General features: G+C 69.9%; 21 protein-coding genes. 14 read left to right on the forward strand and 7 right to left on the reverse strand.

Features of this window, described 5'->3' with window-relative positions:
• The first annotated feature begins 71 nt into the window (after positions 1 to 71).
• Complete coding sequence (locus CFB81_RS31145; protein ID WP_089437715.1) at positions 72 to 2378, forward strand: ATP-binding protein; 2307 nt, start codon at positions 72 to 74, stop codon at positions 2376 to 2378.
• Between the two features lie 42 nt (positions 2379 to 2420).
• On the opposite strand, the gene CFB81_RS31150 is transcribed toward CFB81_RS31145, so the two are convergent.
• Both CFB81_RS31150 and CFB81_RS31155 read right to left on the reverse strand, forming a co-directional pair.
• Positions 2421 to 3467, reverse strand: coding sequence for a UDP-glucuronic acid decarboxylase family protein (locus CFB81_RS31150; protein WP_069619102.1), 1047 nt, complete (start codon positions 3465 to 3467; stop codon positions 2421 to 2423).
• Positions 3467 to 4786, reverse strand: coding sequence for a glycosyltransferase family 1 protein (locus CFB81_RS31155; protein ID WP_089438145.1), 1320 nt, complete (start codon positions 4784 to 4786; stop codon positions 3467 to 3469). Before CFB81_RS31155 ends, CFB81_RS31150 begins: the two co-directional genes overlap by 1 nt.
• Before the next feature lie 244 nt (positions 4787 to 5030).
• Between CFB81_RS31155 and CFB81_RS31160 the strand changes: the two genes are divergently transcribed.
• The 7 genes from CFB81_RS31160 (at position 5031) to CFB81_RS31190 (ending at position 9751) form a co-directional block, all read left to right on the forward strand.
• Positions 5031 to 5432, forward strand: coding sequence for a BON domain-containing protein (locus CFB81_RS31160; protein WP_069619209.1), 402 nt, complete (start codon positions 5031 to 5033; stop codon positions 5430 to 5432).
• A 30-nt stretch (positions 5433 to 5462) separates the two neighbouring features.
• Complete coding sequence (locus CFB81_RS31165; RefSeq protein WP_069619101.1) at positions 5463 to 6491, forward strand: SDR family oxidoreductase; 1029 nt, start codon at positions 5463 to 5465, stop codon at positions 6489 to 6491.
• A gap of 27 nt (positions 6492 to 6518) precedes the next feature.
• Positions 6519 to 6818 carry a DUF2795 domain-containing protein gene (locus CFB81_RS31170; protein WP_069619100.1) on the forward strand — a complete coding sequence of 100 codons (300 nt, stop codon included), beginning with the start codon at positions 6519 to 6521 and terminating at the stop codon, positions 6816 to 6818.
• A gap of 61 nt (positions 6819 to 6879) precedes the next feature.
• On the forward strand, positions 6880 to 7446 hold the full coding sequence (locus CFB81_RS31175; protein WP_089437716.1) for a hypothetical protein: 567 nt from the start codon (positions 6880 to 6882) through the stop codon (positions 7444 to 7446).
• Between the two features lie 127 nt (positions 7447 to 7573).
• Positions 7574 to 8431: an SDR family oxidoreductase gene (locus CFB81_RS31180; protein ID WP_089437717.1), complete on the forward strand. Its 858-nt coding sequence runs from the start codon at positions 7574 to 7576 to the stop codon at positions 8429 to 8431.
• Positions 8432 to 8465: 34 nt separating this feature from the next.
• Positions 8466 to 9080, forward strand: a complete 615-nt coding sequence (locus tag CFB81_RS31185; protein ID WP_089437718.1) for a DUF4142 domain-containing protein — start codon at positions 8466 to 8468, stop codon at positions 9078 to 9080.
• Between the two features lie 59 nt (positions 9081 to 9139).
• A complete protein-coding gene (locus CFB81_RS31190; RefSeq protein ID WP_069619096.1) occupies positions 9140 to 9751 on the forward strand; it encodes a hypothetical protein in 612 nt (203 codons plus the stop codon).
• Positions 9752 to 9844: 93 nt separating this feature from the next.
• Here CFB81_RS31190 and CFB81_RS31195 read toward each other — a convergent pair whose 3' ends face one another.
• Both CFB81_RS31195 and CFB81_RS31200 read right to left on the reverse strand, forming a co-directional pair.
• On the reverse strand, positions 9845 to 11149 hold the full coding sequence (locus tag CFB81_RS31195) for an NRAMP family divalent metal transporter (protein ID WP_089437719.1): 1305 nt from the start codon (positions 11147 to 11149) through the stop codon (positions 9845 to 9847).
• Positions 11146 to 11814, reverse strand: a complete 669-nt coding sequence (locus tag CFB81_RS31200) for a UdgX family uracil-DNA binding protein (protein WP_089438146.1) — start codon at positions 11812 to 11814, stop codon at positions 11146 to 11148. Before CFB81_RS31200 ends, CFB81_RS31195 begins: the two co-directional genes overlap by 4 nt.
• Before the next feature lie 233 nt (positions 11815 to 12047).
• Between CFB81_RS31200 and CFB81_RS31205 the strand changes: the two genes are divergently transcribed.
• Positions 12048 to 12527, forward strand: coding sequence for a response regulator (locus tag CFB81_RS31205; protein ID WP_089437720.1), 480 nt, complete (start codon positions 12048 to 12050; stop codon positions 12525 to 12527).
• Between the two features lie 130 nt (positions 12528 to 12657).
• Here CFB81_RS31205 and CFB81_RS31210 read toward each other — a convergent pair whose 3' ends face one another.
• The 3 genes from CFB81_RS31210 to CFB81_RS31220 form a co-directional block, all read right to left on the reverse strand.
• The gene (locus tag CFB81_RS31210) at positions 12658 to 13140 is read right to left on the reverse strand and encodes a PRC-barrel domain-containing protein (protein ID WP_050013988.1); all 483 of its coding nucleotides are present in this window, start codon (positions 13138 to 13140) and stop codon (positions 12658 to 12660) included.
• 91 nt (positions 13141 to 13231) lie between these two features.
• The gene (locus tag CFB81_RS31215; protein ID WP_027786011.1) at positions 13232 to 13663 is read right to left on the reverse strand and encodes a CBS domain-containing protein; all 432 of its coding nucleotides are present in this window, start codon (positions 13661 to 13663) and stop codon (positions 13232 to 13234) included.
• 88 nt (positions 13664 to 13751) lie between these two features.
• Positions 13752 to 14006 (reverse strand): hypothetical protein, encoded by a 255-nt coding sequence (locus tag CFB81_RS31220; protein ID WP_069619093.1) that lies wholly within the window; start codon positions 14004 to 14006, stop codon positions 13752 to 13754.
• Between the two features lie 171 nt (positions 14007 to 14177).
• Between CFB81_RS31220 and CFB81_RS31225 the strand changes: the two genes are divergently transcribed.
• The 5 genes from CFB81_RS31225 to CFB81_RS31245 all read left to right on the forward strand — a co-directional run bounded on the left by CFB81_RS31225 (position 14178) and on the right by CFB81_RS31245 (position 16174).
• Positions 14178 to 14480, forward strand: a complete 303-nt coding sequence (locus CFB81_RS31225) for a hypothetical protein (protein WP_069619092.1) — start codon at positions 14178 to 14180, stop codon at positions 14478 to 14480.
• Positions 14481 to 14683: 203 nt separating this feature from the next.
• A complete protein-coding gene (locus tag CFB81_RS31230; protein WP_373452665.1) occupies positions 14684 to 14926 on the forward strand; it encodes a hypothetical protein in 243 nt (80 codons plus the stop codon).
• Positions 14923 to 15234, forward strand: coding sequence for a hypothetical protein (locus CFB81_RS31235; RefSeq protein ID WP_069619091.1), 312 nt, complete (start codon positions 14923 to 14925; stop codon positions 15232 to 15234). The genes CFB81_RS31230 and CFB81_RS31235 overlap by 4 nt, the downstream gene beginning before the upstream one ends.
• A gap of 50 nt (positions 15235 to 15284) precedes the next feature.
• Positions 15285 to 15599: a hypothetical protein gene (locus CFB81_RS31240; RefSeq protein WP_069619090.1), complete on the forward strand. Its 315-nt coding sequence runs from the start codon at positions 15285 to 15287 to the stop codon at positions 15597 to 15599.
• A 65-nt stretch (positions 15600 to 15664) separates the two neighbouring features.
• Positions 15665 to 16174, forward strand: a complete 510-nt coding sequence (locus tag CFB81_RS31245) for a ferritin-like domain-containing protein (protein WP_089437722.1) — start codon at positions 15665 to 15667, stop codon at positions 16172 to 16174.
• The last annotated feature ends 220 nt before the right edge of the window (positions 16175 to 16394 follow it).

Here is a 16394-nt window from a genome sequence, read left to right on the forward strand (position 1 = left end):
CCAGCATGTGCCGTGCCCGCCGGCGGCGCCCCGGCCGGCCGCCGTCGACTGTCCCCGCAGGAGCGTGTTCAATGATCGAAATTGCACGGCCGCAGGCCGGAAATTACGCAACGGCCGTGATGCTGGTCGCGATCGCGACCGTGCTGCAGACGCTCGCGATCCGGTTCGGCGGCGTGAATCTGCCGTTCGTGCTGTATTACCCGCTGCTCGCCGGCGCCGCGTGGGCGACGTCGTTCGTGTTCGGCATCGTGTCGACGGTGATCAGCGGGCTGCTCGTCTGGACGCTGTTCCTGTCCGACCCGGCCGCCTATCCGGCGCCGCTGCCCGACCGGCTCGTGCAGCTCGGCACGTTCATGCTGATCGGTGCGCTGGTCTGCGCGGTTGCATCGATGCTGCATCACACGCGGCTCACGAACGATCGCGCACGCCGGCGCGAGGCGGCCGCGCGCCGACAGCTCGAGGCCGTGCTGGGCGCGCTGCCGCATGGCGTGATCGCGACCGATACGCAAGGGCGACTCACGTATCTCAACGCAGCCGGGGCCGAACTGGTCGGCTGCCGGCCGGACGAGGCGCTGGGGCGGCCGGCGCGCGACGTGCTGCGGATCGTCGATCAGGAAGGCCGCCGCGTGCCGACCACGCCGCTCGATCACGCGCTCGGCGGCGCCGAGGCGACGTCCGACCGGCACTGGCTGAAGGCCGGCAGCGGCGATCCGGTGCCGATCGTCGCGGTCGCGTCGCCCATCGGCGATGCGGACGGCAACGTCGACGGCGCGGTGCTGCTGCTGCGCGATGCCGGCGCGGACCGTGCACGCGTCGACGCGTCGCGGCTGCAGCATGCGGTCGTCGAGGCCTCGCCGGACGCGATCGTCGGGATCGATGCCGACGGCCGTATCGCGAGCTGGAATCCGGCTGCGCGGCGGATCTTCGGCTACGACGAGGCCGACGCGCGCGGCCGGCGGTTCGACACGCTGATCGCGCGGCGCTGGCTGCGGCTCAACCCGCTCGCCGAATCGTTCGACGCGATGCACGAGCCGGTCGGGCCACTCGAACTGCTGTGCGTGCGGCGCGACGGCCGGCGCTTTCGTGCGATGGTTTCGGCGTGCCCGGTGCAGGGCGACGCGCGTGCGTGCGTCGCGCTGTCGCTGACGCTGCACGAAACCGGCGCGCAGCGCCGCCGCGACCTGCGGGCGCAGCGTTCGTTGCAGGGTGCGCGCGACGAGCGCGACCAGGCCGACACGTCGAACCGGCTGAAGGACGAGTTGCTGGCCACGGTGTCGCACGAACTGCGCACGCCGCTGAACGTGATCTACGGATGGATCGAGGTGCTGCGCAATACGGGCGACCAGGCGTTGCAGCATCAGGCGATCGACGCGATCGACCGCAGCGCGCGCTCGCTCACGCGGATGGTCGGCGACATCCTCGACGCGTCGTCGCTCGCGACCGGCAAGCTGCGGCTCGATGCGACGCCAGTCGACGTCGTGCGGCTGTTCTCCGACCAGGTCGGCACGTTCCAGACCGCCGCGTCGTCGGCCGGCATCCTGCTCGAATTCGACTGCGACGCGTCCGCATGCATCGTGTCCGGCGACGCCGAGCGATTGCGCCAGATGCTGTCCAACCTCATCTCTAATGCATTGAAATTCACGCCGACCGGCGGCAGCGTGACGGTCGGGCTCGCACGCGACGACAAGCATGCGGTGTTGACCGTCGTCGATACCGGGCAGGGCATCGCGACGGAATTCGCGCCGTACGTGTTCGACATGTTCCGCCGCGCGGACGATTCGCCCGCGTCGCCGCGGCGCGGGCTCGGTCTCGGCCTGTCGATCGTGCGGCACATCGCGGAACTGCACGGCGGCCGCGTGAGCGTCACGAGCGCGGGCCGCGATCGCGGCACGACGTTTACGGTGACGCTGCCGGTCGGGTGGCAGCCGGGCGGCGCGATGGCGTGGAGCATCGTGCAGGGGAGCGGCCGCCGCGACGCGCTCGTGCTCGACACGCACCGCATCCTGATCGTCGACGACGATGCGACCACGCGGGCGAGCCTCACGGCCGCGCTGACCACGTTCGGTGCGACCGTCGCGATCGCATCGTCGGGCCGCGAGGCGCTCGCGATGGCGGCCGACATGCGCCCGACGGTCGTCCTGTCCGATCTCGCGATGCCGGACGGCGACGGCTTCTGGCTGCTGGACGCATTGCGGCGCGGCACGATGAACGGCGACGGCCGTCCGCTCGACGTGCGCGTGCTGGCCGTCACCGCGCACGCGGGGCTCGCCGACGAACGCCGTGCGCTGGAGGCCGGTTTCGACGGCTACCTGTGCAAGCCGGTCGACGTGCGCGAACTCGCGTACAAGATCGCGCACGCGACGAAGCGGGACGACTGACGCGCGGCGCCTAGCGGCGGCGTCAGGTCGCGTCGGATCGCATCAAGGGGTCGGCGCCGGCCGGTTCTGCGTGTGGACCTGCGCGAGCAGATGCGACGCGATGCGCGTGCTGCGCACGAGGTCGCCGGGCGCGTGGTGCGTGACCTGGCGTTGAATGAAGTAGCGCGCGGTGTGCGCGAGCCCGTTCGCGAACGTCGTCGTCGCGCGCCAGCCGAGCCGCTTCTGCGCGGCGGCCAGATTCGGCCGCCGCTGGCGCGGATCGTCGGACGGCAGCGGGCGGAACTCGATCGGTACGTTGGCGCCGACGATCCGCACGACTTCGCGTGCGACGTCGATCATCGCGATCTCGACGTCGCTGCCGAGATTGACCGGCTCGCTCGCGTCGCCCGGTTCGTCCATCAGCCGGATCAATGCGTCGATCATGTCGTCCACGTAGCAGAACGAGCGCGTCTGCTTGCCGTCGCCGTACACGGTCAGCGGCTGTTCCGCGAGCGCCTGCGTGACGAAGTTCGACACCACGCGCCCGTCGGCGGGGTGCATGCGCGGGCCGTAGGTATTGAAGATCCGCGCGATCCGCACGTCGACGCCGTACTGGCGGTGATAGTCCGCGAACAGCGTTTCCGCGCAGCGCTTGCCTTCGTCGTAGCACGCGCGGATGCCGGTCGGATTGACGCGGCCGCAATAGTGCTCGTCCTGCGGGTGGACGTCGGGGTCGCCGTACACCTCGCTCGTCGACGCTTGCAGAATCCGCGCCTTCACGCGTTTCGCGAGGCCGAGCAGGTTGATCGCGCCGTGCACGCTGGTCTTCGTCGTTTGCACGGGGTCGCGCTGGTAGTGGACGGGCGACGCCGGACACGCGAGGTTGTAGATCTCGTCGACTTCGACGTAGAGCGGAAACGTCACGTCGTGCCGCATCAGCTCGAAGTTCGGCGCATCGAGCAGGTGCGCGATGTTGTCCTTCGCGCCCGTGTAGAAATTGTCGACGCACAGCACGTCGTGTCCGTCCGTCACCAGGCGTTCGCACAGATGCGAGCCCAGAAAGCCGGCGCCGCCGGTGACGAGCACGCGTTTTCGATCGTAGCCCTTCATTACGTATTCTCCTTGCGGTGTGCGAGCACGCCTCGCGTGGTGGCGACCGGCGTGCGCCGGCCGGTGCCGGCCGACGTACCGGCGCGCTGCGGGTGGGCGACGTCGCGGTAGATGTCGACGAGCCGGTCGGCGACGCCTTGCCACGTGTAGAAGCGATGCGCGCGCAGGTAGCCGGCGCGGCCGAGCGCCGCGCACAGCTCCGGTTGCGCCCGCAGTTGCACGAGGCGCGCGGCCAGCGCGGCCGGGTCGCGCGGCGGCACGAGATAGCCTGTGGTGCCGTCGTCGACCGTCGTGCGGATGCCGCCGACGTCGCTGCCGATCACCGGCGCCGCGCACGCCATCGCCTCGACCGGCGTGATGCCGAACGGCTCGTACCACGGCGTCGTCACGAACACGTCGGCCGCGCTGTAGTACAGGTGCAGCGCGTCGCGATCGCGCCGGCCGACGAAGGTCACGCGATTCGCGATGCCGAGTTCGTGCGCGAAGGCGGCGAGCCGCGCGAGTTCCGGATCGCGCGCGGGGTCGGGCGTCGGCTGGCTGCCGCCGACGACGTACAGGTGCGTCGGCCGTTGCGGGTCGCGCGGCATGCGCGCGAGCGCATCGATCACGGTGTCGATGCCCTTGCGCGGCACGAGGCGGCCCAGCTGCAGTATGACGAATGCGTCCTGCGGCCAGCCCAGCCGCGCGCGCGCATCGACGCGCGGCACCGGCCGGAATTCCCGTGCATCGAAGCCGCAGGGCACGATCTCGATCCGCGCGGTATCGGCGCGATAGTGCGTCGTCAGGTCGAGCGCATCCTGCGGGCATTCGGCGATCAGGCGGTCCGAGCGGCGCGCGAGCGTGTCCTCGATCGCGAAGCGCGCGTCGGGGAAGCCGTCGGCCGTGCCCTGGTGCAGCCGCCGCACGCGCCCGAGCGCATGGAACGTCGTGACGAGCGGAATGCCGAGCGCCTTTTTCACGCGCAACGCGGCTTCGCCGGACATGAAGAAGTTCGCGTGCATCACGTCGACCGGGTCGGGCTCGCGCCGCATGCGCGCGATCATGTATTGCGCGAACGCGCCCATGTACGGCAGTAGCCGCTCCTTGGGCACGTCGGTCGGCGGCCCGGCCGGCACGTGGATCACCCGCATGCGCGCCCCAATCGGCACCACTTCCGGCAAATGGGGATTGTCGCAGCGCGTGTAGACGTCGACGTCGAGGCCGCGCTCCGCGAGCTGCTTTGCGACGTTCGCGACATAGATGTTCTGACCGCCGGCATCGACGCCGCCGATCACGCCCAGCGGCGATGCATGTTCACTGATCAACGCGATTCTCTGCATGGTATTGCTCCCGATATCGGGGCCGCGCACACGGGCCGCCGTCACCGGTCGCTCGGCAATCGGCATGCCCGCCGCATTGCGGGTAAAACCGCTTCCCCCTGTGCCGAAAAAATTACAACGCGTTGGATGAAAGGGCGTCTGATCGCGATGGCGCGCGTGCATGCGGCGCACGCGCCGCGGCACGCGATTTGCGCGACTTCTGCTCACCCGCCGGTTCGCCCGGCCCGATGAAAAGGAGGTCACGATGAAGGTATTCCAGCTGCAAGCCCACCCCCCGCGCATCCGCCGTCAACGCGCGCTGCGCACCGGCATGGCGGTCGCGATCGCTGCGGCCACCGCGTGCATGGTCGTCGCGCCGAACGCGGTCGCCGCCGGCGACGACGGCGCCGCATCGTCGTCCACGTCGTCGCATTCGAGCACCGGCACGAAGATCCGCGACGCGACGATCACCACCAAGGCGAAGGCCGAGCTGGTCGGCACGAGCGGCCTGTCGGCCGGCGACATCCACGTGAAGACGCGGCACGGCACCGTGACGCTCACCGGCAGTGTGCCCGACGAGCAGCAGCGCACCCAGGCCGTCAGCGTCGTGAAGCAGGTCGACGGCGTGCAGGACGTGCGCGACCAGTTGACCATCCGGCCCAAATAACCGCGACGCGACCGTAACAGGAGTCCAGCGATGAACTGCATGCTCAAACCGGTCGGCGAACAGACGATCGTGATCACCGGCGCGACGAGCGGCATCGGTCTCGTCACCGCGCGCAAGGCGGCACGGCGCGGCGCGAAGCTCGTGCTGTTCGCGCGCAACGAGGACGCGCTGAACACGCTGTGCGAGGAAATCCGCCAGCACGGCGGCCTCGCGGTGCCGGTCGCCGGCGACGTCGGCAACATCGAGGATCTGCAGCGCGCGGCCGCGGCCGCGGCCGACACGTACGGCGGCTTCGATACCTGGGTGAACAACGCGGGCGTGTCGATCTTCGGCACGGCGGCCACGGTGCCGCTCGAGGATCAGCGCCGGCTGTTCGACACCAACTACTGGGGCGTCGTGCACGGCTCGCTCGTCGCGTCCGATCATTTCCGGCGCAAGAGCGATTTCCACGGGGGCGCGATCATCAACATGGGCAGCGAGGCGTCCGACGCGCCGGTGCCGCTGCAAAGCGCGTACGTCGCGTCGAAGCACGCGGTGAAGGGTTTCACCGATTCGCTGCGGCTCGAGATGGAAGCCGATCACCTGCCGGTGTCCGTCACGCTGATCAAGCCGGCCGCGATCGACACGATGTTCGTGATGCACGCGAAGAACTACATGAACGTCGAGCCGAAGCTGCCGCCGCCGATCTACGACCCCGATCTGGTGGCCGACGCGATTCTGTTCGCGGCCGCGCATCCGCGCCGCACGCTGTTCGTCGGCGGCGCCGCGAAGTTCACGTCGGCCAGCGCGTATCACGCGCCGCGGCTGTTCGATCGCGTCGCGGCCACGCTGTTCTCGCGCGGCCAGCGCACGGTGCGACCCGCACGGCCGCGCGACGACAACGCGCTGTACGACTCGCGCCACGCGCTGCACGAGCGCGAAGGCATGGAAGGGCCGGTGCTGCGCAGCTGTGCGTACAACTCGGTGGTGCAGCGCCCGAAGGTCGCCGGCGCGGTCGCGCTCGGCGCGGCAGCGCTGGTGTTTGCCGCGTTCGCACGGGCGCGACGGTCGTCCGCGTGATTTCGTTCATTTTCCAAGGAGGCTTTCATGACATCCCGACAACATACGGGCCACGAATACAGCCACTCGCGCGCGCACGAAGGCGAGCGCACGCAGCAGGACCACGACAAGGGCGGCCATCAGTCCGGCCACGGCAAGCCGCCGAGCCCCGTCGACGTGCAGAAGGCGCTGAAGGGGATGGACTATCCGGCGAGCAAGTCGGACGTCGTGCAGTGCGCGGAACGCTCGCATGCGGACCGCGAGGTGCTCGACATGCTGCGCAGGATTCCCGAGCGCGAATACGACACGCCGGCATCGGTATCGAAGGAACTCGGGCGGCTGATGTAAGCGTCGCCCCGTCGCGCCGCGTGCGTGCGCGCGCGGCGCACCCATCACGAGGAGCACGACCATGGCGATGATCGTCGCAGGCCGTTTCACGACGTTCGATGAAGCGGAAGGTGGGGCGCGTCACCTCTACGAGCGCACGTTCGGGCCCGACGACGTGTCGATCTTCTTCCTGAACCCCGGCGGCCAGCACGCGCGCTTCCCGATCGGCGGCGACGTGTACGCCGACACGGCGGCGAAGCCGGGCGGGCGCGGCGCGATGGTCGGCGCGATGCGCGGGCTGCTGATCGGCGTCGTGATCGGATTGATCGTGTATGCGCTCGGCCTGCGCTACTGGTTCGTGCCGGCCGCCGCCGCGCTGGCCGGCGCGTATCTCGGCGCGTTCGGCGGCGCGCTCGGCCGGATGCGCGGCGAGCAGGCCGAAGGCAAGGGCACGCTCGCGCAGAGCGAAACGGGCGTGATCCTCGCCGCGCGCGTGACGCCCGACACCGCGACGGCCGCGGAAGAGGTCCTGCGCGCGACCGGCGCGAAGTCGATCGAGCGCGTCGAAGGCGACTGGCAGGACGGCGAATGGCGCGATTTCGATCCGGTGCGCCGACCCGACGAAGCCGCGTCCCGCAGCCCGCGCTGAATACGCCCTTTTTCCAAACGCTTGCAACGCCGACCGCCACCATCCGGCCGCCGCGTGCGCGCCGGCGTGCGCCGCACGCGGCACGCCGCTTGCGCAGCATCGGCGGCACCCGTTCAAGGAGGAACCCATGACCACCGCACAGACTCCACCGCCGCAGAAACAGGCGCAGCAGCCGGGCACCGAACGCGACATGCATCCGAAGCCGCGCGACGAAGCGGCCGACTACGTCGGCAGCGGCAAGCTCGCGGGCAAGGTCGCGCTGGTGACGGGCGGCGACAGCGGGATCGGCCGCGCCGTGGCGATCGGCTTCGCGAAGGAGGGCGCGGACGTCGCGATCGTCTACCTGAAGGAATCCGACGACGCCGCGCATACGAAGCGGTTGATCGAGCAGGCCGGCCGCCGCTGCGAGGCGATCGCCTGCGACGTCGGCGATCGCCTGCAGGCGCGCGACGCGGTGGCGCGCACGGTCGAGCGGCTCGGCCGGCTCGACGTGCTCGTCAACAATGCGGGCGAGCAGCATCCGCAGCCGGGCATCGAGGACGTGTCCGAGGAGCAGCTCGAACGCACGTTCCGCACGAACGTGTACGGGATGTTCTTCTGCACGCAGGCCGCGCTGGCGCACATGAAGCAGGGCGGACGCATCGTCAACACGGCGTCGGTCACCGCGTATCACGGCAGCCCGAAACTGCCCGACTACTCGGCGACCAAGGGTGCGATCGTCGCCTTCACGCGCTCGCTGTCGATCGAACTGGCCGAACGCGACATCCGCGTGAACGCGGTCGCGCCGGGGCCGATCTGGACGCCGCTGATTCCGTCGACGTTCACGCCCGAGCAGGTCGCGAAATTCGGCTCGAACGTGCCGCTCAAGCGGCCGGGCCAGCCGGACGAACTGATCGACTGCTACGTGCTGCTCGCGTCGGACGGTGCGAGCTACATGACCGGGCAGACATTGCATCCGAACGGCGGCTCGATCGTCGGCGGCTGATGGCCGTTTCCATGCAAGCACAAGGAGAAAGCAGATGAGACACCCCCACTGGACGATCGCGGCGCTCGCCGCCGGCGTGTTCGCCGTGTCGGGGCTCGCCCGCGCGCAGATGCCGAGCGAGCCTCCCGCGTCGAATTCGCACGTGCCGGGCGGCGTGATCAACCCGTCGTCGGGCGCGGGCGGCGCAGGCGACCCCGGCATCGCGAAAGCGCCGAAGGGCGCCGACGCGGAGTTCGTCGACAAGGCCGCGATGGCCGGCAAGGCGGAAGTGCAGGCGAGCCAGCTCGCGCTGAAGCAGGCGCAGTCGCCGGACGTGCGGGCGTTCGCGAAGCGGATGGTCGCGGACCATGGCAAGGCGAACGCGAAGCTCAGTGAAATCGCGGCGCGCAAGGGCATGAAGCCGCAGGTCGAACAGCTGTCGGATCCCGACGTGCAGGCGCTGCGCGGCAAGAGCGGGCGCGACTTCGACACCGCGTATCTGGCGGCGGCCGGCCCCGATGCGCACAAGAAGGCGGTTGCGTTGTTCGAAGACGAAGCGCGCGACGGCAAGGATGCGCAACTGCGCGCATTCGCCAAATCCACGCTGCCGACGCTCAAGCATCACCTGAGCATGGCGGAGACGGTCGCACGCAAGGTGGGCGCGCAATAACGTGCGCCCGGTTCCACCCCTGGGCCGCACGGGCGGCCCGCTTTTTCGGAGAAGCAGTCATGGCCCAACGGCAATCGAAGCACGAAGGTATCCTCGAACTGCTCTGCCAGGCATACGAAACCGAGCTTGGCGGCGCGAAGATCTACGAGGCCGCGCTCCAGTGCGCGACCGACGAGGACCTGCACAAGGAATGGGAGAAGTACCACCGCGAGACGATGCATCACCAGGAGGTGCTGCGCAAGGTATTCGACACGCTCGGCCTCGATCCCGATGCGCAATCGCCGGGGCGCGCCGCGGTGGCGGCGACCGGCGAGTCGCTGGTGCGGGTGATCGAACAGGCGAAGAAGCAGGCCGACCCGGCCGTCGCGCAGGTCGTCGCGGCCGAGTGCGTGGTGCTGGCCGAAACCAAGGATCACCTGAACTGGGAGCTGATCGGCTACGCGGCCGACCAACTGCCCGACAGCGACGCGGCGAAGGCGCTGAAGGCCGCGCACGACGAGGTCGAGGCCGACGAGGATCATCACCTGTATCACACGCGTGGCTGGGCGCGTGAAATGTGGATCGAGTCGATGGGCTTCAAGGCGGTGCTGCCGCCGCCGGAAGAAGTGAAGAAGGTGGAGTCCGCCGCCGATGCGGCGCGTGCCGAGCGCTCGCGCGGCAAGATGATGTAACGCCGGGCAGGCGGGCGGCGGCACGTGCGGCGCCGCCCCTTGCCGGTTCATCAGGTTGCGTACGCAACCGTCTACCGATCCCGCCTGAATGCCTCACGTCAGCACGTCGACGATCATCGTCGCCACCGACACCGCCATCAGCGCCACCGCCAGCCAGCCCAACAGTTTCGATACCGGGCCGCTGCCCAGCTGGCCGGCCGCATCGCGCTTCCGCGACAGCAGCATCACGAACACGAGCATCGGCACCGCCGCGACGCCGTTGAGCACGGCGCTCCAGTACAGCGCGCGGATCGGGTCGATCGGACTGAAGCAGATCGCGATGCCGACGATCACGCACAGCGCGAGCACCGTGTAGAACGCGGGCGCGCGCCGCACCGGCTCGTTCAGCCCTTCGCGGAACCGCCACGCTTCCGCGCAACCATAGGCCGCGCTACCCGCGAACGCCGGAATCGCGAGCAGCCCGCAGCCGACGATGCCGAACGCGAACACCAGGAACGCGGCTTCGCCGGCGATCGGTCGCAGCGCCTCGGCGGCCTGCGCGGTGCTCGCGAGGTCGTGCCGTCCGCGCGCGAAGAACACGGCCGCGCCGACCACCATGATGCAGAACGACACCGCGTTGGTCACGATCATCCCGGTCCACGTGTCGAACGTGATGCGCTGTTCGGTCTCGCGGCGCGCGGCCGGCGCGCATGACGTGCCGCCGTTGCGGCGCTCCGCCTGGGTCTCCTCGACCTCGAGCGCGGCCTGCCACACGAACAGGTAGGGGCTGAGCGTCGTGCCGAGCACCGCGACCGCGGTCGTCGCATAGTCGTGCGTGAACGAAATCCGCGGCAGCGCGATGGCATGCAGCAGATTGCCCCAGTCGACGTGCACGAAACCGAGTTCGATCACATACGCGAGCAGGCCGAGCGTCATCCATTTGAGCCAGCGCGCGTAGCGCTCGTAGGACATCAGTACCTGCAGCCCGAGCGACGCCAGGCCGTATACCGGCGCATACCAGTAGCTGCGGCCGCCGACGACGAGCGCCGTCGCATCGCCCATCGCCGCGAGATCGGCGCCGACGTTCACGACGTTGACGATCACGACCATCGCGATCAGCGTCTTCGCGATGCGATCGGAGAAGTGTTCGCGGATGCCGGCCACCAGCCCTTCGCGATTGCGTCGCCCGATGAACGCCGCCGCGAGCTGCACGGCGACCATCATCGGCAGCGTGACGACGATCATCCACAGCATGTTGAAGCCGAACTGGCTGCCGGCCTGCGCGTAGACGGCGACGTTGCTCGGATCGGCGTCGGACGCGCCCGCGAGCAGACCCGGGCCGAGCCGCCGATACCACGGTTTCGCGGCGCGCGGCGGCGCGTCGGCCGCCGGCCGCGCGTCTTCGTCCAGCCCGCTCATCCGGCGTCCCCGTGCGACGGGCGCCCGGGGCTGTGGCGCCGCTCGCGTGCGAGGCGCGACGCGGTGCGCAGTGCGTCGACCAGCGTGCGGTATGCGTGTTCGCGGGAGTCGGCGCCGCGGGTGCGCAGCACGTACGACGGGTGATAGGTCGCGACGACGAGCCGGCCGTCGTCGGTGCGCACCGGGGCGCGCGTGCGCTCCAGCGTCGCGTCGTTGTCCTGCAGCACCGCGCGCAGCGCCGTCGCGCCGAGCGCAACCACCACGCGCGGCTGGACGGCTTCGAGCTCGCGCTCGAGCCAGTAATGGCACGCGGCCACTTCGCGCTGCGCGGGGGTCTTGTGCAGCCGCCGCTTGCCGCGCGGTTCCCATTTGAAGTGCTTGACCGCATTCGTCAGGTAGACGTGCGAGCGTTCGATCCCGGCCTCGTCGAGCGCGCGGTCGAGCATGCGGCCGGCCGCGCCGACGAACGGCAGGCCCGCGCGGTCCTCCTGGTCGCCCGGCTGCTCGCCGACCAGCATGATCGGCGCGTCGACGGGCCCGGCGCCCGGCACCGGCTGCGTCGCGTGCTCCCACAGCGCGCAGCGGCGGCACGCGTCGAGCGTGGCCGGCGCATCGTCATCGGTCGGCGTCGTCGGTGCCTGGCGGTCGGGCGTTTTGCGCGTCATGCGGCCGCTCCGGCGCAGGCCGAACGGGCGGCGCGCCGCGCTCGCGCGGAACATGCCGGCGTGCGTGCTGTCGCACGCGGTGAGGGAAGCAAACCGGAAGATCGAAGCCGCATCGTGCGCATGAAAGACTCCTGTGTCGACGATGCGAAAGAGACAGCAACCGGCATGCCGCATGCAGTCGGAATGGGCGCGCGCCTTGCGTGGCAAACCCGTCCAACGACAGGAGAAGCACGATGCAACCCGAACCCGGCGACGATCCGGCCGCCGACGACGTGCTGTTGTGGCGCGCGCCCGACAGCGTGCCGCGCCGCCCGCGTCGCGTGCTGGTCGTCGACGACTATCGCGATGCGGCGGACGCGCTGCGCCTGCTGCTGGAGGCGCGCGGCTTCGAGTGCCGGGTCGCCGACGATCCGTTCGCCGTGTGCGACGTCGCGCGCGACTGGCAGCCGTTCGCGGTCGTGCTCGACATCGCGATGCCGGGCCTCGACGGGCTGCAGCTCGCGGCGCGGCTGCGCGGCGATCCGCAAACGTCGGACATGCTGCTGGTCGCGTGCAGCGGGCTCGTGTCGCGGCGCGATTGGGAACGGGCGAAGGAAGCCGGCTTCGACGCGCACTGCGCGAAGCCGCTGACGCCGCACCGGCTGCTCGGCTACCTCGAATCGGCGAGCGGCGGCGCGGTGAGCCCCGACGAGGACGTTACACGATCCTTGTAAAAAGGCCGGCGGCGCGCCGGACGCGGCATCCGCCGCGGCGCGAGGACAAAAAAATGCCCCGCGGGCGCGGGGCGTATCAAACGGATGTGGAACGCAGGCGCCGGCGGACCGGCGCCGCGTCAGGGTGCGCTCAGTGACGCCCGCGCGTGCGGGGATCGTCGAGGTCCTCGGTCGGATCGGTCAGCCCGAGTTCGTCGCCGGCGCTCCAGTACGGCGTGCTGCCGTAGAACTCGTGCAGCGGCTCGGCCCATTGCGGATCGGCCATTGCCGGCCAGTGGTCCTTGTCGAACCCCGGCGCATTGCGGATACGCTCGGACGAGACCGACAGCAGGAAGCACTTGCGTTCGGTGTCGAGCGTCAGCGCGCTCCACGGAATGGCGTGCAGCTTGTCGCCGATGCCGAGGATGCCGCCGCTCGACAGCACCGCATACGCGATGCGGCCCGAGCGCACGTCGAGCATGATGTCCTTGATCTTGCCGACGTCGTCGCCGTCGGTCGTATAGACCTTGTCGCCTTCCAGCGTATCGGCCGCCATCACGTCGGGGCCGGGGCCGGCCGCCGTCGCGGCGCCCTTGCCGATGATGCGGGTCTGACCTTGATCGGAAGTCTGCATGGTTTCCTCCTGGCTGCGTGGGGCGCGACCGTGCCCGGGGGCGGGCCCTGCGGGTCGCGCGGGTTGTCGAGGCGGAGCGGGAATCGCCCCGTCACGTCTGCTTCGGTTGCGACACGCCTTCCAGCGTGTTCGCGACGTCGTCGCGCTCGGGACTGGCCGTGCGCGTCGCGATGTCGGCAAGCGACAGCATGCCGACCAGTCGCTTGTCGTGATCGACGACGGGCAGCCGGCGCAGTTGCGCGTCGGCCATGTAGTGCTGGATCTCGTCCAGCGAATCGTCGTCGAAGCACCATTCGATCGGACCGGATGCGACCTCGTGGACTCGCGTCTCCGGCGGCTTGCCGGCCGAGATCGCGCGCACCGCGAGGTCGCGGTCCGTCACCATCCCGATCAGCCGGTTGTTGTCGCACACGGGCAGCGCGCCGATGTCGTAGCGCTCCATCAGTTGGGCGGCGTGACGGATCGAGTCGGTCGGTGCGATCCGCACGACGTCCTGCGACATGATTTCGTTGACGCGATGCATGAAATTCTCCTTGCGGGTGGGTGAAGCAATGTGCCGATGCGGCCCCTGCGATCCAGCAAACCGCATGCCGTGCACGCGGCTCGTCTCGTCACTTGTCGTCACGTTTGCGCTTGTCCTCCCACGGCCCGCCATCGTGCGTGCCGGGCGGCGTGTCGGGCTCGATGCGCGTGACGCCGCCGGTCGCGGGCGGATCGCTCGCCGGAAACGTGTCCTCCAGCTGCTTGTCGATATGGCGCTCCGAATGGCGCGTGCGCGTGTGGTCCTGGTCCTTCAGCGGGGGTTGCGGGTCGGGCTGCCGCTCGCGCGCCGGTGCGTCGTGGCCGTGCCGGGTCGAATCCTTCATGGCGGTGCTCCGTATGGGTGACGAGGAGCCGCCTGTGTCGCAACCCGCGTGCCCGCTGCGCGCGCCCGGCACGCGACTTGCCACTGCGACCGCGACGACCACGACGACGACCATGACGACACAGCGCAGCAGGGGCGCCTGCCGCGCGCCCATCGAGCAGGAGGCACGACGATGATTCCCAAACGACGACCAGGGGTGCGCTACGAAATCAATGTATGCGGCGGCGGATTCGATTCGGTGAAAAGCCATTTCGATATGTGGAAGCATGAACCGCTGATCTACCGGCCCGAGCGCCGGATGTTCGAAGGCAAGGCCGACGTGCGGCGGCTGGGCGACGAGACGTTCGGCGCGACCGAACCCGCGCGCTTCGCGCTGCAGCGCGCATGCGAGCCGTCGGATCCGTATGCGCTCGCGGCGCGCGTGCGCGACGACGGCCGCGAGCTGTGGCTCGTGATGGCCGCGTACGACGCGTAGCGGCGTGCTTGCAAGATTTGCAGCGAGCGGTGTAGCGAATGCATGGCGTTTCGCGCGCGACGGAGCGGCTGCGTATCGAACCCCGCAGATCCGGGCCCGATCCGTCCGCGCGGACGATATGAACGGACGGCATGCGGCTTGCGAATCTTCGTTACGCGGCGCGTTGCGCCGATCCCGATCCGAACCCGCAACGAGGAATGCCGATGACACACGAACCCGCGCAGTGGCTGCAACGGCCCGAACCGCCGTTGCCCGACATCGAGCCGGACCCCGGGCCGCCCGATCCCGACGACGTGCCGCCGGACATGCCCGAACCGTACCGGGAGCCGGAGGGCGATCCGCCCGGGCATGCGCCGCCGGAACGCGATCCGCCGTCGCAGGAGCCGCCGGTGCGCGCGCGGCCGGCGGGTGCGATGCCGCCGATACGAAGGGAGGGCCTGCAATGAGCATCCGCGTGAAACCCGGCATGCTGCGGGACATCGCCGAAACGCTGGGCCGCCATTTCGAGGCGCGCGCGATGCCGTTTCATGTCGAGGAGCACCCGGCCGGCGCATTGCATATCGGCTTTCGTGTCGATGGCCATCCGGCGTCGCTGACCGTGACGTTCGACGCCGACGCGTTCGCCGCGCTCGAACAGGCCGACATCGACCGGCAACGGGGCACGCTCACGCGCGTCGCGGCCGAGTTCGACACGATGATGGCGCGCCGCGCACCGACCGCGTACGCAGGCGATTTCCACTTCAACCGGCTCTGAGCGGCGCCGCCACGGCGCAGCCCGGAGCCGTCGATGCCAGGGAGGATTCGATGAACACGATCCAGACGTTACGCGCGGGCGCCTGTGCGTTCGCCGCGGCGTGCGCGCTGGGCGCATGCACGCAACCGGCCAGCGGCCCGTACGGTACGCGCGCGGCGCCGCCCGCGCCGCCCGACGGCCGCGGCGCGCAGTCGACCACGACGATGCCGGACGCGAACACGCGTTACGACACGCGTCCGTCGCCGGGCAACACGATGCCGCCGGGCACGACCGTCGGCGAACCGGTCGACGTGCCGCCGCCGGGCCCGAACGGCACGCAGGGCGACCAGCCGCTGCCGGGCACGCCGCCGCCGATGCAGTACTGACGGGACGCCTCGCGAGGGCGCGCGCGTCACGGCATGCCGCACCGCGATGCGGCCGGAGGAACGCGATGGCGAATCAGCATGAGCACCTGGAGGACTGGCTGCGCGATGCGTACGCGATGGAGCGCCAGGCCGAGACGATGATCGACGCGCAGATGAGGCGGGTTGGCCACTATCCGCAATTGCAGGACCGGCTGCGGCTTCATCTCGACGAGACGCTCGGCCAGCAGGCGCTCGTCGAAGCGTGCCTGATGCGGCTCGGCACGTCGCCGTCGGCGACCAAGGATCTCGCCGCGCGCGTCGCCGCGTACGGACAGATCGCGAGCGGCATGCTCGCGGATGACGAGGTCGTGAAGACGGCGCTCGCCGCTTACGCGTTCGCGCAACTCGAGATCGCCGCGTACACGGCGCTCGTCGCGGCCGCGAAAGCAGCGGGCGAAGACGAAATCCGCGCGTGTTGCGAGCGGATCCTGCAGCAGGAGCGCGACATGGCCGCGTGGCTGCTGCGCCATCTGCCCGAGTTGACGACCGCTTTTCTCGATCGTTCGGCGGTCGACCGCATCGACGCAAAACGCTAGCCGTGCGGCCGTCGGGCAGCTGCCGGCAGGCGTCGTTTCCCGCGAGCGAAATACGTGCCCCCTAACTTGCCCCCGGCTTGTAAAAAAGCGGCTCTCGCATGCGGCGAAACGGGGCGCGAACCCGCGAGAACCGCGTCGTAGTGCGCTTTACGCGACTGGCATGGAAGCTGCATGACGTCCGGTAGAAGACCTACCGCGAACCCGCGAACCCAACGTCAGG

Source organism: Burkholderia sp. AU28863, from assembly GCF_002223195.1.
GTDB classification, from domain to species: domain Bacteria; phylum Pseudomonadota; class Gammaproteobacteria; order Burkholderiales; family Burkholderiaceae; genus Burkholderia; species Burkholderia sola.

Excerpts from the sequence above, each read along its gene's own strand:
- CFB81_RS31145 (WP_089437715.1), top strand. The coding sequence starts at position 72 with ATGATCGAAATTGCACGGCCGCAGGCCGGAAATTACGCAACGGCCGTG.
- CFB81_RS31150 (WP_069619102.1), bottom strand. The coding sequence starts at position 3,467 with ATGAAGGGCTACGATCGAAAACGCGTGCTCGTCACCGGCGGCGCCGGC.
- CFB81_RS31155 (WP_089438145.1), bottom strand. The coding sequence starts at position 4,786 with ATGCAGAGAATCGCGTTGATCAGTGAACATGCATCGCCGCTGGGCGTG.
- CFB81_RS31160 (WP_069619209.1), top strand. The coding sequence starts at position 5,031 with ATGAAGGTATTCCAGCTGCAAGCCCACCCCCCGCGCATCCGCCGTCAA.
- CFB81_RS31165 (WP_069619101.1), top strand. The coding sequence starts at position 5,463 with ATGAACTGCATGCTCAAACCGGTCGGCGAACAGACGATCGTGATCACC.
- CFB81_RS31170 (WP_069619100.1), top strand. The coding sequence starts at position 6,519 with ATGACATCCCGACAACATACGGGCCACGAATACAGCCACTCGCGCGCG.
- CFB81_RS31175 (WP_089437716.1), top strand. The coding sequence starts at position 6,880 with ATGGCGATGATCGTCGCAGGCCGTTTCACGACGTTCGATGAAGCGGAA.
- CFB81_RS31180 (WP_089437717.1), top strand. The coding sequence starts at position 7,574 with ATGACCACCGCACAGACTCCACCGCCGCAGAAACAGGCGCAGCAGCCG.
- CFB81_RS31185 (WP_089437718.1), top strand. The coding sequence starts at position 8,466 with ATGAGACACCCCCACTGGACGATCGCGGCGCTCGCCGCCGGCGTGTTC.
- CFB81_RS31190 (WP_069619096.1), top strand. The coding sequence starts at position 9,140 with ATGGCCCAACGGCAATCGAAGCACGAAGGTATCCTCGAACTGCTCTGC.
- CFB81_RS31195 (WP_089437719.1), bottom strand. The coding sequence starts at position 11,149 with ATGAGCGGGCTGGACGAAGACGCGCGGCCGGCGGCCGACGCGCCGCCG.
- CFB81_RS31200 (WP_089438146.1), bottom strand. The coding sequence starts at position 11,814 with ATGACGCGCAAAACGCCCGACCGCCAGGCACCGACGACGCCGACCGAT.
- CFB81_RS31205 (WP_089437720.1), top strand. The coding sequence starts at position 12,048 with ATGCAACCCGAACCCGGCGACGATCCGGCCGCCGACGACGTGCTGTTG.
- CFB81_RS31210 (WP_050013988.1), bottom strand. The coding sequence starts at position 13,140 with ATGCAGACTTCCGATCAAGGTCAGACCCGCATCATCGGCAAGGGCGCC.
- CFB81_RS31215 (WP_027786011.1), bottom strand. The coding sequence starts at position 13,663 with ATGCATCGCGTCAACGAAATCATGTCGCAGGACGTCGTGCGGATCGCA.
- CFB81_RS31220 (WP_069619093.1), bottom strand. The coding sequence starts at position 14,006 with ATGAAGGATTCGACCCGGCACGGCCACGACGCACCGGCGCGCGAGCGG.
- CFB81_RS31225 (WP_069619092.1), top strand. The coding sequence starts at position 14,178 with ATGATTCCCAAACGACGACCAGGGGTGCGCTACGAAATCAATGTATGC.
- CFB81_RS31230 (WP_373452665.1), top strand. The coding sequence starts at position 14,684 with ATGACACACGAACCCGCGCAGTGGCTGCAACGGCCCGAACCGCCGTTG.
- CFB81_RS31235 (WP_069619091.1), top strand. The coding sequence starts at position 14,923 with ATGAGCATCCGCGTGAAACCCGGCATGCTGCGGGACATCGCCGAAACG.
- CFB81_RS31240 (WP_069619090.1), top strand. The coding sequence starts at position 15,285 with ATGAACACGATCCAGACGTTACGCGCGGGCGCCTGTGCGTTCGCCGCG.
- CFB81_RS31245 (WP_089437722.1), top strand. The coding sequence starts at position 15,665 with ATGGCGAATCAGCATGAGCACCTGGAGGACTGGCTGCGCGATGCGTAC.